This is a genomic window from Actinomadura sp. RB99 (genome assembly GCF_014706005.1).
Lineage (GTDB): Bacteria > Actinomycetota > Actinomycetes > Streptosporangiales > Streptosporangiaceae > Spirillospora.
In genome coordinates, this window is sequence record NZ_JABMCA010000067.1 from 1 (window position 1) to 14,397 (window position 14,397).

The window sequence follows — 14,397 nt, forward strand, 5'->3', positions numbered from 1 at the left end:
CGACCGCCTCCAGCGCCGCGCCTTCGCGCGCGGCCGCACGAGTGCCACCGCCCGCCGCCTGACCCGCCGCCTGGGCGCCGACGACCCGCCGCAGCCGCCCCGGCCGCCCCACCCCCGCCGCAAACTCCCCACCCGCCGCTGACCCGTACCCCGCCCCGGCCGTTCGCCAGCGAAGCCGGTTTCCAGGCCCGCACCTAGCGGCAGCGTTCGTGCCCGGCCACGCGGTGACCCGGACCATCGCGATCGCGAGCCGATGAGACGTACACGCCTGGCTGGCGAAGCGCTTTTCGGGCCCGCACCCGAGTCGCTCACCGTAACCCGGTAGTGCTCGTGCCCGGCCACGCGGCGACCTAGACCGTCGCGATCGCGAGCGAAGCCGGATTCGAGCGAAGCAAGAATCCGATCGCGCAGCGAGCCCCCAGGGCGAGTCGAAGCGATGCAGCGATCGCACGCAGCGCCCGTTGAAGGAAGGCCCCCTAGGGCCTGACGCCAAGGGCGCTGCTAGTAAACAGGCGCTACTGCGCGGACGGTTTCGATGGTGTCGGCTTCGGTGGCGGTCTTGTCGGGGCGGTAGCGGAGGACGCGGGCGAAGCGGAGGGCGATGCCGCCGGGGTAGCGGGGGCTCTGCTGGACGCCGTCGAAGGCGATCTCGACGACGAGCTCGGGCCGGACGTGGACGGTCCAGCCGTCCTCGCGGACGGCGAGCTCGCGGAGCTTCTCGGTCTGCCAGGCGAGGAGCTCGTCGGTGAGGCCCTTGAACGTCTTGCCCAGCATGACGAAGCCGCCGGTCTCGGGGTCGCGGGCGCCGAGGTGCAGGTTGGACAGCAGGCCCTGGCGGCGGCCGTGGCCCCATTCGACGGCGAGGACGACGAGGTCGAGGGTGTGGCGGGGCTTGACCTTGATCCACCCGGCGCCGCGGCGGCCGGCGGTGTAGAGGGTGTCGAGGGACTTGACGAGGACGCCCTCGTGGCCGCGGGCGACGGCGTCGTCGAAGAAGTCCTTGGCGGCGGCCGGGTCGGCGGTGACGATCCGCGGGATCCGCAGGTGCTCGGGGACGGCCCGGACGAGCGCCGCGTTGCGGTCGGCGCCGGGCGCGTCGAGCAGGTCGTCGCCGTCGAGGTGGACGACGTCGAAGAGGAACACCGTGAGGGGGACGGGCTCGGTGTCCTTGGCGGTGCGGGTCGCGGTGCGGGCGGCGGTGACCTGGAACGGGTACGGGGCGCCGTCCGGGCGCAGCGCGATGACCTCGCCGTCGAAGACGGCGTCGCGGACGGGCAGTTCGCGGACGGCGGCGACGACCTCGGGGAGCCGGGCGGTGATGTCGTCGAGGGTCCGGGTGAACACGCGGACGTCGCCGTCGCGGACGTGGATCTGGGCGCGGATGCCGTCGAGCTTCCACTCCACGGCGGCGTCCGCCTTGAGCTTGGCGAACGCCTCCTCGACCGACGGGGCGGACGCGGCGAGCATCGGCTTGACCGGGCGCCCGACCTCCAGGGTGAACGCGTGCAGCCCGGCGGTGCCGTCGGCGAGCGCGGCGGTGGCGACGGGGCCGAGGGACCCGCGCAGCATGACGGCGCGGCGGACCTCGGCGGACGGCACGCCGGCCGCCGCCGCGATCGCCTCGGCCATCACCCCGTCGAGGGCGCCCTGGCGCAGCTCGCCGGCCAGCAGCCGGATGAGGAAGCCCTGCTCGTCGCGGGTGGCGCGGCCGAGCAGCGCGGCGACCAGCTCGCGGCGCCGGGCGACGGACCCGGCTCCGGAGACGGCGCCGATCTCGGTGAACGCGGCGTCGACCTCGGGGACGGTGAGGGACGGCTCGGCGGCGGGCGGCGGGACGTCGCGCAGCGCGGCGTAGCCGACGCCGATCTGGCGCTGCGGCAGCTCGCCGGACAGGTAGGCGACGACGGTGGCGGCCTCGCCGGGCTCGGCGTCGCGCAGGCACTCCGCGAGCGCCGTGATCTTGGCCTTGCGGCCGGAGGTGCCGGCCACCTCCCGCGACGTCCGCGCGATCTCCGCTATCAGCACCTCCCCATTGTGACCACGGCGTCTGACAATTGACCCGGGCGGGACCCCTGGTCAGCCGAGGCGGTCCTGACTACGTTGACCAGTGGCGGGGTCGATGACGCGCGGGGGAGTGAGGAGCGGGGCGTGGGGCTGCAGCGCGAGCCGTTCCACCGGGTCTACTCGGCGCCGGAGCCGCCGTCGCCGAAGCGGCGGCCGCGGCTGCTGGCGCTGCTGGTCGCGCTGGTGGCGTTCGGCGGGGCCGCCGCGGCGGTGTTCCTGTTCCTGCCGGGGCACGGGAACGACGCGGCGGCGCCGCGGACATCGTCCTCCGGCACCGGCGCGACCGGCGGCGCGACCGGCCGCGGGACCGGCGGCGCGACCGGCGGGACGGCGGAGCCGCCGCGCCCGTCCGAGACGCCGATGCAGGAGCAGCCGGTGGCGTCGCTGCCGAAGCCGTGCGCGATGGTCTCGGACCGGACGGTCGGCCGGACGATCCCGAAGCCCAGGCGGGCCGAGAGCGCGAACTCGACCTTCACGACGTGCACGTACACGGCGCAGGGGCCGGCGTTCCGGTGGCTGCGGGTCGAGGTGAACCTGCACGCGCCCGCGAAGACGCCGACGCCCGTGCAGGACGCGGAGGGCGACTACCGGGCGTCGTGGACGGAGGCGCACAGCGCGCCGCTCGTCCGCACGATCAGCCTGCGGCGGCAGCAGGGGATCGGTGACGAGGCGTACCGGTGGTTCAAGGCGGACGAGGGGCAGCCGACGGTGGTCGGCGAGGTGACGACGCGGTTCCGGAACGTGCTCGTGACGGTCAGCTACAGCGAGCAGGCGGCGAAGGGCCGTGCGGACGCCCGGGAGGGGGCGTGCCTCGGCACGGCGGAGGGCGTCGCGCGGGAAGTGCTGGCCACCTTGGCGCATTTCTGACCTGAATCGGCCGATCATGGCTTATTTTCTGTCAGAACCTTCTAAGGTGATTCCGGTAAAGGGGAGGAAGTGCGGCGGCCGTGCTCCCACTCACGTCCGGCGGCCGGCGCGCTTTGCGGCGCATGGGGAGGAGGAGGTCGACGACGTGACCGTTTCCGCGGTTGGAGTGTCCTGGGTGAGGTGATCTCCAGGTCAGCTACCCGTTCTCGCCGACCGGGCCGCGGAGTGGACCCCGCTCCGCGGCCCTCGGCGTTCCCGATTCCGGACCATTGAAAAACCGTGCGGTATTCGGCCGCTGCCATTCCGTCACCGAATTCGTTTCGGTTTCGAGGGAAATGGCCGCGCGGTAGAACCGGTTACTATTTTGCGAGTCCCGCACGAACCCACACGTCGCGAGCCCGGCCGTCCAGGAATCCGACCTCGTCGAAGAACGCGGTGCACTTGCGGAACGCCCACGCCATCGTCTCCCGGCGGTGCTCGCTGCGCGCCGCGACCCGGCGGGCCAGCTTCGGGTCCAGCCCGACCGCCGTGTAGCACGACGGGTGGATCACCTGCGTCGCCATCAGCCGGGTGCCCTGCGCCAGCGCGTACGCCGCCGCCCGCCGCCGCACCGGCGACGCGCGCGCGACGAGCCGCTTCAGCTCCTCCCGCGCGTACCGGATGTGCCGCGCCTCCTCGATCACGTGGATCCGGGTGACCTGCCGGATCATCGGCTGCACGCCCTCGTCCGGGAACGTCAGCCGCTGGAACGCGTCGGTGAACTCCTCCACCACCAGCGTCCCCGCGAACATCGGCATCGGGTCGTACACGGCCCCGAACAGCTTCGCGAAGTGGTACTCCGCCGCGCGCGGCCGGTGGGTGCGCAGCCCGCAGGTGCGCACCATCCGGCCGAACATCTTCGAGTGCCGGCACTCGTCGGCGATCTCCGTCAGCGCGTAGGCGACGTGCTCGCTGTCGTAGCGGCTCCGGTAGGCGTGCTGGACGAGCGCCTGCATCAGCAGCATCTCCGACCAGATGCCGAACGAGGCGATGCTGCACATCTCCCGCTTGGTCAGCTCCACCCGCTGCCGGTGCGTCAGGCCGTCCCACAGCGGCGTCTCGTAGATCGACACCAGCTGCGGCGGCGCGTACCAGACGTCGGGGTCCTGCGGCGCGTCCCAGTCGACGTCGGCGTCCGGATCGAAGGAGTGCTTGCGGGAGGTCCGCAGCAGCCGCTCGGCGACCACCTCCCGGTCGGTGAGCTCCAGCGTGTGGTCGCCGTCCTTGCAGCGGATCCGCGCGGTCCAGGTGGCGGGGCGGTCGGTCAGCAGTTCGGGGGGCATCGATCCTTCTCCTCTCCTGGGGGGAGGCCGAGGAGGGCCGCGCGAGGCCGTGCGCCGCACGGCGGGGCCGGCCCTATTGCACGGGGATTCGTGCGAGCAGGCGGGTGGACGCCGGCGAGATGCGGGAGAGCGCGTGCAGCAGGTGGCCCTCGAAGTTCACCGGGACCACGGCCTTGTTCTTGATGATGGCGTCGACGACCCGCTCGGCGACCTTCTCCGGCGGGTAGTTGCGCAGCTTGAGCGCCTTCTGGCCGCGGACGCGGACCCGCTCGCGGTGCGCCGCGTCGCCGCCGACGAACGTGGCGTTCTTGACGATGTTGGTGCCGGCGAAGCCGGGGCAGACGGCGGTGACGCCGATGCGCGAGGACGCCAGCTCGGCGCGCAGGCACTCGCTGAGCATCAGCACGCCGGCCTTGGTGGTGCAGTAGGCGGGCAGCGACCGGGTCGGCGCGAACGCGGCGGCGGACGCGATGTTGACGATGTGGCCGCCGAAGTTGGGCTTGTCGGGCTTGTTCGGCAGCGCGTTGACGCGCTCGACCATCTGCTTGCCGAACAGCCGCGACCCGTGGATGACGCCCCACAGGTTCACGCCGAGGATGCGGTTCCAGTCCTCGACGCCGTGGTCGAGGAACGGGCCGCTGACGGCGATCCCGGCGTTGTTGACGACGATGTCGGGGACGCGGTGGGCCTCGCGCACCTCGGCGGCGAACGCCTCCATGGCGGCGGCGTCCGCCACGTCCACCTCGTAGGCGCTGCCGCCCGGGCCGAGGGTCTTGGCGAGGGTCACGGTCCGCTCGGCGGACGGGAGGTCGATGTCGGCCGCCAGGACGGTCGCGCCGCGTTCGGCGAGGGCCAGCGCGATGGCGCGGCCGAACCCGCTGCCGGCTCCGGTGACGACGGCGAGCGCCCCGTCGAAGTGCGCGAGTGGCATGCAGACCTCCGAGATGTCCCGAGCGGAATGATCCCCAACCGTACTCAGCCCGCGGCGGCGTCCGCGATGACCGCGTCGACCTCCGCCTTGCGCTCGGCCTCCTCGGCGGCGAACCGCTCGGCGTCGAGCTTCTCGGCGATGTCCTCGTCCTGGTTCATCAGCGCCTCCAGGTCGGCCTTGGACATGTCGAGGACGCCCATGTCGTCGTAGGTCCGCTGGATGCGCTCGCTCCACAGGCCGATGTCCTTGACGCACGGGACGATGCGGCTGAACAGCAGGCTCTGGAACATCTGCATGTAGGGGGAGTTCTCCACCATCTCGTCGACCTCCTTGGGGTCGATGCCGAAGTTGGTCCAGATCTCCCGGCCGCGGATGCGGTCGCGCATGAGGTAGCAGCCCTCGATGACGAAGTCCTCGCGCTCCCTCAGCTCGGCCGCGGACAGCTGCTTGTAGTAGTCGCGCAGGGCGAGCCGCCCGAACGCGACGTGCCGGGCCTCGTCCTGCATGACGTAGGCGAGGAGCTGCTTGGGCAGCGGCTTGGTGGTGATGTCGCGGATGACGCCGAACGCGGCGAGCGCGAGGCCCTCGATGAGCACCTGCATGCCGAGGTAGGGCATGTCCCAGCGGGAGTCGGTGAGGGTCTCGTTCAGCAGGTCCTGCAGCTTGGTGTTGATCGGGTAGACCATCCCGACCTTCTCGTGCAGGAACCGCGTGAACAGCTCGACGTGCCGGGCCTCGTCCATGGTCTGCGTGGCGGAGTAGAACTTGGCGTCCAGGTCGGGCACCGACTCGACGATCCGGGCGGCGGTGACCATCGCGCCCTGCTCGCCGTGCACGAACTGGGAGAACTGCCAGGACGTGGAGTGCTGCCGCAGCTCGCCGCGCTGCTTGTCGGTGAGCTTGTCCCAGTACTTGGTGCCGTAGATGGCGAGGGACTGGTCGGGGACGCCGAGGACGTCGTGCGGGTCGACCTCCAGGTCCCAGTCGATCCGCTTGACCGAGTCCCACTGCTTGTCCTTGCCCTTCTGGTACAGGGCGAGGAGGCGGTCGCGGCCGTCGTCGTACTCCCACGTGAAGCGGGCGTCGCCGGCGAGCGGCACGTTCCAGGTGGACTTGCCGACGGGCTCGGTGTAAAGGTCATGGGTCGACACGGCGTTCCTCCCCGAGGGCGCGACACGTACGATGTACGTAAGACGTACGATGTACGTACCGTGTCACGGTGCACTTACGGGTGTCAACGGCGGGAAGGGGCGGGACCGATGAACGGCGACGTGACGTCCGACACGCCGGCGCCGCGACCCGTCCTGACCAGGGCGCGGATCGTGCAGGCGGCGGTCGGGCTGATCGAGCGGGAGGGCGCGGGCGCGCTGTCCATGCGCCGCGTGGCGGGCGAGCTGGGCGTCGCGGTGATGTCGCTCTACAACCACGTGCCGAACAAGGACGCGCTGCTCGAAGGCGTCGCCGAGCACGTCATCGCCGGCCTGGAGCTGGAGGACGAGCCCGACGAGCCGTGGCAGACGAGGGCGCGCGCCCTCGTCCGGGCGTTCCGGAAGGTCGCGCACGACTACCCGCGCTGCATGACGATCGTCCTCACCCACAAGATCGACACCCAGCTCGGGCTGCGCCCCGCCGAGCGGGCCCTCGCGCTCGCCGACGCCGCCGGCTTCGACGGCCCCACCTCGGTGCGGATCATGCGGGCGCTGATGGCCTACGCGCTCGGCGCGCAGCTCCGCGAGACCGGCGTGGTGAAGACGCTGGACAACCTCGTCGAGACCCAGGCCGAGTCGTGGGCGAAGCTCGACGCCGCCGAGTTCCCGCACGTGGTCGCGCTCTCCGAGGAGCTGGCCAGCCACGACCCCGAGACCGACTTCGAGTTCGGCCTCGACCTGCTCATCAGCGCCCTCGACGCCCTCCCTCGCGGACGGGGTCAGCAGGCTTGACCGGCGCCTTCCGCTCCGCCGGCGCTCCGCTCCGGGCGCCGGTCAGGCGAGGTAGGGGCTGAGGCCCTGCCAGCAGAAGTCGGTCATGTAGCGCGCGGCGTCCTCGGCGGTCACCTCGGGATGCCAGGTCCGCCACTGGGCGAGCCGCTCGCACGCGCCGATGATGATCTCGGTGAACGCGGCGATCGCCGGCTCGCCCGCGTGCGGGGCGAAGGCGGCGAGCACCCCGGAGATCAGCTCGCTCTGCTGCCGGCGGGTCGCCTCCACCGCCTCGACGGTCTCCTGCGACCCGGCGGCCGGCTCGCGCAGCAGCATCGCGAACGACTTGCTGTGCGCGTCGATGAACCCGAAGTAGGCGGCCATCCCGCGCCACAGGATGTCCTTGGGGTCGGTGGCGCCCGCCATGGCCTTCTGCGTGACGTCCAGCAGCTCGGCCTTGGAGCGGCTCACGCACGCGACGAGCAGCCCGTCCTTGGAGCCGAAGTACTCGTAGAGCATCGGCTTGGAGACGCCGCAGCGCTCGGCGATCTCGTCCATCGAGGTGCCCTGGTAGCCGCGCTCGCCGAACACCTCCTCCGCCACGTCCAGCATCTGGCGCTCGCGCTCCGCGCGCGACATCCGGCGGCGGCGCTGCTGGCGGTGCGGTGTGGCGGCACTCACAGCGGAATCCTATCTGTTGGACCTACCGTCAGTAAGCTACTCCTAGTAACTTACTCCGAGTAGGTTACCGCGAGAGGACGGGATATGAGCGAGCGCGCCCCGGCGATCGTCATCATCGGCTCCGGCTTCGCCGGGCTCGGCATGGCCATCCGGCTGAAGCAGTCCGGCTTCCACGACTTCGTCATCCTGGAGAAGAGCGAGGCCCTCGGCGGGACCTGGCACGACAACACCTATCCCGGCTGCGCCTGCGACGTCCCGTCGCACATGTACTCCTTCTCCTTCGAGCTCAACCCGGGCTGGTCGCGGATGTTCGCCCCGCAGCCCGAGATCCGCTCCTACATGGAGCGCACCGCCGACAAGTACCGCGTCCGCGAGCACATCCGCTTCGGCAGCCACGTCGACAGCATGGAGTACCAGGACGACGAGCGCAGGTGGAACGTCGCCCTCACCGACGGGACCGTCCTCACGCCCCGGGCCATCGTCTCCGGCATCGGCGCCCTGCACATCCCCTCGTTCCCCGACCTGCCGGGCATCGAGAGGTTCGAGGGCACCACCTTCCACTCGGCCGAGTGGGACCACTCCTACGACCTCACCGGGAAGCGCGTCGCCGTCATCGGGACGGGCGCCTCCGCGATCCAGTTCGTCCCGCGGATCGCGAAGAAGGCCGGGGAGCTGGTGCTGTTCCAGCGGACGCCGCCGTGGATCCAGCCCAAGCCCGACTTCACCTTCCCCAAGCCCGTCCGCACCGCGTTCGACAAGGTGCCCGGCGCCGCCCGCGCGTTCCGCAACGGCATCTACTGGGCCCTGGAGGCCCGCGCGATCGGCTTCACCATCGACCCGCGGCTGTCGTTCCCGCAGGAGAAGCTCGCCCGCCGGCACCTGGAGAAGCAGATCCCCGACCCGGAGCTGCGCGCCAAGGTGACGCCGGACTACACCATCGGCTGCAAGCGCGTCCTGCTGTCCAACGACTACTATCCGGCCCTCACCCGCCCGAACGTGACCGTCGAGACGTCCGGCATCGCCGAGGTGCGGGAGCGGTCCGTCGTCACGGAGGACGGCGAGGAGTACGAGGTCGACTGCATCGTCTACGGCACCGGGTTCAAGGTCGTCGACGCGCTCAACGAGCTGCGCGTCACCGGCCGCGGCGGCGTCAAGCTCCAGGAGATCTGGGCGGACGGCATCGAGGCCCACCGCGGCACCACGGTCCCCGGCATGCCGAACTTCTTCATGCTGCTCGGCCCGAATACCGGCCTCGGCCACAACTCCGTCGTCTTCATGATCGAGGTGCAGATCCAGCAGGTGCTCAGCTGCCTGCGGCTGCTGCAGGAGTCCGGCGCCGTCGCGATCGAGCCGAAGCCCGAGGCGTCCCGCCGCTTCAACGACCGGATGCAGCGGCGGCTGCGCCGCGCCGTCTGGAACGAGGGCGGCTGCAACAGCTGGTACCTCGACGACCAGGGCGTCAACCGGACGCTGTGGCCCGGCCACACCTTCGAGTTCTGGGCCGGCAACCGCAAGGCCAAGCCGGAGGAGTACATCCTCACGCGCTAAGCGGCCCGGCCGGATGCGCGGGCGCCGGGGACGTGTTAGGCAGGGGCATGCCCAAGCCACTGATGCCGCGGCGCCTGCGCCGCATCAACAAGGCCGTCACGAACCGGGTGCAGGGCGTCTACGCGCCCTACCTGCCGCCGCTCGCGGTCATCGTCCACAAGGGGCGGACGTCCGGACGCGAGTACCGGACGCCCGTCACCGCGTTCCGCAGCGGCGACCGGCTCATCGTCGGCCTGCCGTACGGGGCCGACACCGACTGGGTGCGCAACCTGCTCGCCGAGGGGCGCGGCGGGGTGGAGCGGCTCGGCCGCGTCCGGCGGATCGCCCGCCCGCGCGTGCTCACCGCCGCCGACGCCGCCGAGCTGCCGCCGGCCGCGCGGGCCGTCGCGCGCTACATGGACGTGCTGGTCGCCGACCTGGAGGACTGACCCGGCCCGGACGGCAGGCCCGGACGGCTACTTCTCCGGTGCGAACATCGGCCGGAAGCCCGCGACGAGCTGCCGGACCACCGGCCGCTGCTCGTCGGGCGTGCGGCCGCGCAGGTCGTGGATCGGGTCGAGGCCGTCGTAGTAGGGCGCGAGCGCCAGGAACGGCAGCAGCGTCAGGATCATCGTGGCGAGGACCTGCAGGTCGGCGTCCTCGCGGATGCCGCCCTGCGCCTTCCACAGGTCCAGCGTCGGATGGATGACCTGCAGGTAGTGCTGGTTCGCGGTGTCGCGCACCACCGACCGGACGCTGTTGTCCAGCTCGAAGTTCGTCGCGGCGGTGACCGCGCGCTCCAGCGGGTGGTCGGCCATGTACTCGGTCCAGTCGCACAGCACGTCGAACAGCCACTCGTCGAAGGACTGGTCGAAGTCGACGCGGGCGATCCGCCGCTCCATCTCCTCGCGGATCCGGCGGGACGCCTCGTCGCAGACGAACGCGAAGAACTCCAGCTTGTCGCTGAAGTACTGGAACAGCGAGCCCTTGGCGATGCCGGCCTCGCGGGCGATGGTGTTGAGGCTGCCGGTGGAGTACCCGTGCTCTCCGAACTCGCGCATCGCCACCTCGAGCACCCGTTCCCGCTTGGCGACGTTGAGGCGGAACCACGTGGACGTTGGCATGGACCCCTTCGACTTTCCGTCAGGAACCGGTAACCCTGAGGTCAGGATAACCGTCCATCGCATCTCGTGTGAACCAAATGTCACTCTCGCGCGTCGGGTTCCGCGCCCGCCGCCGGCTCCAGGTACCGCAGCGTGAACTCGGCGGACGCGAAGTCGCCGCCCTGCGGGGTGCCCGGCCCGACGAACGTGTCCGGAATGCCGTGTTCGGCGGCGTCGTCCAGGGGCCGGTAGCCGAGCCGCTCGTCCAGTTCCCAGAACCGCCGCGCGTTCGCCGACACCGCGTACGCCGCGAGGAACCCCGGCGCCGGGACGGTCAGCGCCGCCAGCACGAAGCCGGCGCAGTCGCGGTGGCTCAGCCAGGTCGCCAGGTGCCGCGGCTCGTTCGGCACCGCGTCGAGGCTGCCGATGCGCAGGCACACCACGTCCAGCCCGAACTTGTCGACGTACAGCCGCGCGAGCGCCTCCACCGCGACCTTGCTCACCCCGTACAGGCCGTCCGGGCGCGGCGGCATCTCCGCCGACACCGTCTCGGTGGAGGGGTACAGGCCGGTCAGCCTGTTGCTGCTCGCCAGCACCACCCGCCGGACACCGGTCACCCGAGCCGCCTCCAGCATCCGCTGCGTGCCGAGGATGTTGCCCTCGACCAGCTCGGGGAACGGCGCCTCGTCCCGCACCCCGGCGAGGTGGACGATCGCGTCCGCGCCCGCGACGATCTCCGCCGCGTCCGACAGGTCGGTGCGGTGCACCACCTCGTTCGGCGCCTCCGCCTCCAGTGGCACCCGGTCGGCGAGCACCAGCGTGCCCGCCGCCTCGCGCAGCGGCCCCCGCACGGCGGATCCGACCCGGCCCGCCGCCCCCGTCAGCACGATTCTTCCCAACGTCATGGTCAGCAGTGTTGCAGTGTCGATGCAATGCCGCCCCAAGGGGCTCGCCTTCGGCTTCGCCCCACCGGTCGGATGGCGCGCTCGCATGACGGTTCGCACCGTTGCAGGGCGGCTGTTCCGGTGCGCTTAGGTTGGTCGTATGTGCGTGTCCATGGACCAGGCCGCGTTCTCCGGGACGACGCTCTACGCGGGGCGGCGGCACCATCCCGAGCACGGCCTCATCGAGGTGCTCGGGTACCAGAACACGGCCGTGAACCTCGCGGGCGGCCCGAACGCGATGCTGCTGCACGTGCCCGCGCGCGCCCTGACGCCGGAGAACTTCCTCGCGCTTCGGCAGGACGAGGCGGACGTGCTCAACCTGATGGTGGACGCCCTGACACCGGTGCCGGCCGCGACGATGGACTGGATGGAGGCCGACGGACCCGGCGTGCGGGTGTTCGACCACGACGTCTACACGGTCCTGCTGGCCGAGGACCCGACGCTGATCCCGGCGGCGCTGGACCGCGTCCCGCCGCACCGGAGGCCGCGTCCCGATCCCGAACTCATGGATTTCTACGCGGCGCATTTCCCCCGGCACGTGATCATTCTCTGCTGCTTCGACAATGCCGACGCGCGCCGGGCGAAACCGCTGCTGATGTGGTATCAGCCGGACGACCCGGACCGCGTCGTCGTGCCCGCGCTCGACTGCCACACCGGCGGCGCGCCGCGCCTCGACGAGCCCGTCCGCACCGACCACTGGGTCGTCCTCGGCGCCGACGGCGCGTCCGGCGACGGCTGGGAGCCCGTCGCCTATCCCGGCGAAATGCGCTACAGCCTGCGCGAATACCTCCCGGACGCGGTGGCGGGGACGTACTTGTCGGGCGCCGCGCCGAACGGCGACTTCGCGATCGCCCACGACGACCTCCTCGCCGGGCGCCTCGACCGGATCGAGCGGCTCGCCCCTTCCTGACCCGCCGGTGCGCGCCGGTTGATAATCCGGGCCGGCGGCCGAGGGCGGTAATTCGTCGCTCGCTGACAACCTTTTCCCCGCGCCTTGAAAGGTCATTCGCCGCCTGATTCAGTCGTCCCGTTGACCGGGTCTCGACGGGTGGAGGTGGGGCGGGTGCGGATGCGTTCACGGTCGGCCGGCGGCGCGCTGTTCGCGGGGCTCGGGGTGGCGGCGGTGCTCGCCGTGTCGGGCGCGTCCCCGGTGATCGCCGAGCCCGCGCCGTCCACCACCCCGTCCGGGGAGTCGCCGGCGCCGACCGACAGCCCGTCGCCGACCGACACCCCCACGCCGACCCCGACGGACTCGCCGACGGACGACCCGACCACGCCGCCGCCGGACACCGGCTCGCCCACCCCCACGCCGCCGCACGGCTCCTCGCCGACGCCGTCGCACACGCCGACGCACGCCCCGGGCGACCCGCACGATCCGGGCGCGCCGGCGAAGCCGGTGCTGTCGGTCGCGGCCACCGTGTCGTCGGCGACGGTCCGCCCCGGCGGCTCGATCACCGCCACCGTCCGGGTGTCGGCGTCCGGTGCCACCGCGTCCGGGACCGTGCTGCGGGCGTCGGCGACGGGCGGCGCCACGGCGACCCCGTCCGAGCAGGGCCTCGGCGGCGTCGGCGCGGGCGGGACGTCCGCGACGGTGACCGTCCGGGTCCCGTCCGGCGCGAAGCCGGGGACGATCCGGCTCACCGTGCGCGCGTCGGCGGCGCACGCGGCCGCCAGGACGCGGACCTACACGCTCGTCGTCACCGAACCGTCCGGCGCGCTGCCGCCGGGCATCAGCCCGGGCGCGCTGCCGCCCGGCGTCCCGCCGGTCACCCCCGAGGGCGTGCCGGGCGGGCTGACCGGCCCGGACGTCGTGCTGCCCCCGGTCGTCGGCCCGCAGACCGCGCCCGCGCCGATCGCGCCGGTGCCGGTCGCGAACCTGCGCGCGCTGCCCCGGGACTCCTCGAACCTCGACGACCTGACCGCCCTGCAGGCCGGCGTGCTCGCCGCGATGGCGTCCTCGGTGACGCTGCTGCTGCTCAGACTGCGGCTGGCCCGCCGGGAGGGCGTCTCGCCCCGGCGGCCCGGCCGCCTCCACCTCCACCTCCGCCGTGCCCGTCCCCGCCTCGACGGGCCGCCGGTGCGGCCCGTCCCGGCGCGGCCGGTGCGGCCCCGGCCGAGACCCGCCGCCGCGCCGCCCGCGGCGGTGTGGACGGTCGCGTCATGGACGACCCCGGAGGCCCGGGCGGCGCTGCGCGCGGAGGCGGCACCGAAGCTGGACTGGCGGGAACCGGAACCGCGGCGAGAGCCCGAACCGCGCCGGCGCCGGAGCAGGCACGCCCGCCGCGGCCCGCGCCTCGCGCTCCTCCCGGCCAGGGCCCGCTGAACCGCCGTGCCGGGCGTCCGCGACGCGGCGCTCCCCGTCCCGGAGGCCCGGGGCGGGGACGCCGCGTCAGCGGGCCAGGCGGATGAGGATGCGGCACACCTCGTCGATGATCTCGGCGGCGTCCGCCTCGCCCTCGGCCGTCGCGATCTCCCTTCCGGCCTCGCCGATCACGGTGGTCAGCACCAGGCTCAGCACCTCCCCGGCGCGGCCCGCCGGGGTGCCGGCCGTGCCGTGCAGCAGCTTGGTGTTCTGCGCGATCCAGTGCTGCGCCCGGCTGCGGCGCATCAGCGACGAGCCGGACGGCCCCTCGCCGCCGTGGAACAGCCGCGCCGCCTCCCGCCGCTCCCAGCACACCCGCAGGTAGGCGCGGGCGCCCGCGATGAACAGCGCGATCGGGTCGTCCTCGCCGGCCTTGCGGGCGGCGGACACGGCCCGCGCGGCGCTCCGCTCCTGCTCGTCGGTGAGCTCCTCCCACAGCGCCACGTACAGCCCGGCCTTGCCGCCGTAGTGGTGGTACAGGCTGCCGACACTGATGCCGGACCGTTCGACGATCTCGGCGATGCCGGCGTCGGCGTAGCCGCGGTCGGCGAACACCCGCTGCGCCGCGGTCAGCAGCGCCTGCCGCGTGGCGTCCGCGCGCGCCCACTGCCGCCGGTCGGTGCCGGCCTCGCCCGCGCCGCCCGCCTGGCGCGCCCTGCTCGTGGTCATCCCCACAT

Annotated in this window: 14 protein-coding genes; 6 read left to right on the forward strand and 8 right to left on the reverse strand. The window is 72.5% G+C overall.

Features of this window, described 5'->3' with window-relative positions:
- Positions 1–501: 501 nt before the first annotated feature.
- Positions 502–2,025 carry an ATP-dependent DNA ligase gene (locus amrb99_RS38800; RefSeq protein WP_190865893.1) on the reverse strand — a complete coding sequence of 508 codons (1,524 nt, stop codon included), beginning with the start codon at positions 2,023–2,025 and terminating at the stop codon, positions 502–504.
- A 123-nt stretch (positions 2,026–2,148) separates the two neighbouring features.
- Here amrb99_RS38800 and amrb99_RS38805 point away from each other — a divergent pair, with 123 nt between their 5' ends.
- Positions 2,149–2,931, forward strand: a complete 783-nt coding sequence (locus amrb99_RS38805; protein ID WP_190865896.1) for a hypothetical protein — start codon at positions 2,149–2,151, stop codon at positions 2,929–2,931.
- A gap of 359 nt (positions 2,932–3,290) precedes the next feature.
- On the opposite strand, the gene amrb99_RS38810 is transcribed toward amrb99_RS38805, so the two are convergent.
- From amrb99_RS38810 to amrb99_RS38820, 3 genes are all read right to left on the reverse strand, one after another.
- Complete coding sequence (locus amrb99_RS38810) at positions 3,291–4,253, reverse strand: diiron oxygenase (RefSeq protein ID WP_190865898.1); 963 nt, start codon at positions 4,251–4,253, stop codon at positions 3,291–3,293.
- A 73-nt stretch (positions 4,254–4,326) separates the two neighbouring features.
- Entirely contained in the window at positions 4,327–5,184 is an 858-nt protein-coding gene (locus amrb99_RS38815; RefSeq protein WP_190865899.1) for an SDR family NAD(P)-dependent oxidoreductase, read from the reverse strand.
- A 44-nt stretch (positions 5,185–5,228) separates the two neighbouring features.
- Complete coding sequence (locus amrb99_RS38820) at positions 5,229–6,335, reverse strand: diiron oxygenase (RefSeq protein WP_190865901.1); 1,107 nt, start codon at positions 6,333–6,335, stop codon at positions 5,229–5,231.
- A 108-nt stretch (positions 6,336–6,443) separates the two neighbouring features.
- Between amrb99_RS38820 and amrb99_RS38825 the strand changes: the two genes are divergently transcribed.
- Positions 6,444–7,124 carry a TetR/AcrR family transcriptional regulator C-terminal domain-containing protein gene (locus amrb99_RS38825; protein ID WP_190865903.1) on the forward strand — a complete coding sequence of 227 codons (681 nt, stop codon included), beginning with the start codon at positions 6,444–6,446 and terminating at the stop codon, positions 7,122–7,124.
- 42 nt (positions 7,125–7,166) lie between these two features.
- Here the strand turns inward: amrb99_RS38825 and amrb99_RS38830 are convergent, their stop codons facing one another.
- Positions 7,167–7,784, reverse strand: a complete 618-nt coding sequence (locus amrb99_RS38830) for a TetR/AcrR family transcriptional regulator (RefSeq protein ID WP_347257039.1) — start codon at positions 7,782–7,784, stop codon at positions 7,167–7,169.
- A gap of 84 nt (positions 7,785–7,868) precedes the next feature.
- On the opposite strand from amrb99_RS38830, the gene amrb99_RS38835 reads away from it, so the two are divergent.
- The gene (locus tag amrb99_RS38835; protein WP_190865905.1) at positions 7,869–9,332 is read left to right on the forward strand and encodes an NAD(P)/FAD-dependent oxidoreductase; all 1,464 of its coding nucleotides are present in this window, start codon (positions 7,869–7,871) and stop codon (positions 9,330–9,332) included.
- A gap of 47 nt (positions 9,333–9,379) precedes the next feature.
- On the forward strand, positions 9,380–9,760 hold the full coding sequence (locus amrb99_RS38840) for a nitroreductase family deazaflavin-dependent oxidoreductase (RefSeq protein WP_206700274.1): 381 nt from the start codon (positions 9,380–9,382) through the stop codon (positions 9,758–9,760).
- 27 nt (positions 9,761–9,787) lie between these two features.
- Here the strand turns inward: amrb99_RS38840 and amrb99_RS38845 are convergent, their stop codons facing one another.
- Together amrb99_RS38845 and amrb99_RS38850 are read right to left on the reverse strand one after the other, a co-directional pair.
- Positions 9,788–10,435: a TetR/AcrR family transcriptional regulator gene (locus tag amrb99_RS38845; protein ID WP_190865906.1), complete on the reverse strand. Its 648-nt coding sequence runs from the start codon at positions 10,433–10,435 to the stop codon at positions 9,788–9,790.
- A gap of 80 nt (positions 10,436–10,515) precedes the next feature.
- On the reverse strand, positions 10,516–11,319 hold the full coding sequence (locus amrb99_RS38850) for an NAD(P)-dependent oxidoreductase (RefSeq protein ID WP_190865908.1): 804 nt from the start codon (positions 11,317–11,319) through the stop codon (positions 10,516–10,518).
- 139 nt (positions 11,320–11,458) lie between these two features.
- Between amrb99_RS38850 and amrb99_RS38855 the strand changes: the two genes are divergently transcribed.
- Together amrb99_RS38855 and amrb99_RS38860 are read left to right on the forward strand one after the other, a co-directional pair.
- A complete protein-coding gene (locus tag amrb99_RS38855) occupies positions 11,459–12,268 on the forward strand; it encodes a hypothetical protein (protein ID WP_190865910.1) in 810 nt (269 codons plus the stop codon).
- 159 nt (positions 12,269–12,427) lie between these two features.
- A complete protein-coding gene (locus amrb99_RS38860; protein ID WP_190865913.1) occupies positions 12,428–13,681 on the forward strand; it encodes a hypothetical protein in 1,254 nt (417 codons plus the stop codon).
- Between the two features lie 66 nt (positions 13,682–13,747).
- On the opposite strand, the gene amrb99_RS38865 is transcribed toward amrb99_RS38860, so the two are convergent.
- Complete coding sequence (locus amrb99_RS38865; protein WP_190865915.1) at positions 13,748–14,389, reverse strand: TetR/AcrR family transcriptional regulator; 642 nt, start codon at positions 14,387–14,389, stop codon at positions 13,748–13,750.
- Positions 14,390–14,397 lie beyond the last annotated feature (8 nt).

Bases quoted from the DNA above. Each gene is read 5' to 3' on its own strand.
- amrb99_RS38815 (WP_190865899.1), bottom strand. From the start codon at position 5,184: ATGCCACTCGCGCACTTCGACGGGGCGCTCGCCGTCGTCACCGGAGCC.
- amrb99_RS38825 (WP_190865903.1), top strand. From the start codon at position 6,444: ATGAACGGCGACGTGACGTCCGACACGCCGGCGCCGCGACCCGTCCTG.
- amrb99_RS38855 (WP_190865910.1), top strand. From the start codon at position 11,459: ATGTGCGTGTCCATGGACCAGGCCGCGTTCTCCGGGACGACGCTCTAC.
- amrb99_RS38840 (WP_206700274.1), top strand. From the start codon at position 9,380: ATGCCCAAGCCACTGATGCCGCGGCGCCTGCGCCGCATCAACAAGGCC.
- amrb99_RS38860 (WP_190865913.1), top strand. From the start codon at position 12,428: ATGCGTTCACGGTCGGCCGGCGGCGCGCTGTTCGCGGGGCTCGGGGTG.
- amrb99_RS38865 (WP_190865915.1), bottom strand. From the start codon at position 14,389: ATGACCACGAGCAGGGCGCGCCAGGCGGGCGGCGCGGGCGAGGCCGGC.
- amrb99_RS38845 (WP_190865906.1), bottom strand. From the start codon at position 10,435: ATGCCAACGTCCACGTGGTTCCGCCTCAACGTCGCCAAGCGGGAACGG.
- amrb99_RS38810 (WP_190865898.1), bottom strand. From the start codon at position 4,253: ATGCCCCCCGAACTGCTGACCGACCGCCCCGCCACCTGGACCGCGCGG.
- amrb99_RS38850 (WP_190865908.1), bottom strand. From the start codon at position 11,319: ATGACGTTGGGAAGAATCGTGCTGACGGGGGCGGCGGGCCGGGTCGGA.
- amrb99_RS38835 (WP_190865905.1), top strand. From the start codon at position 7,869: ATGAGCGAGCGCGCCCCGGCGATCGTCATCATCGGCTCCGGCTTCGCC.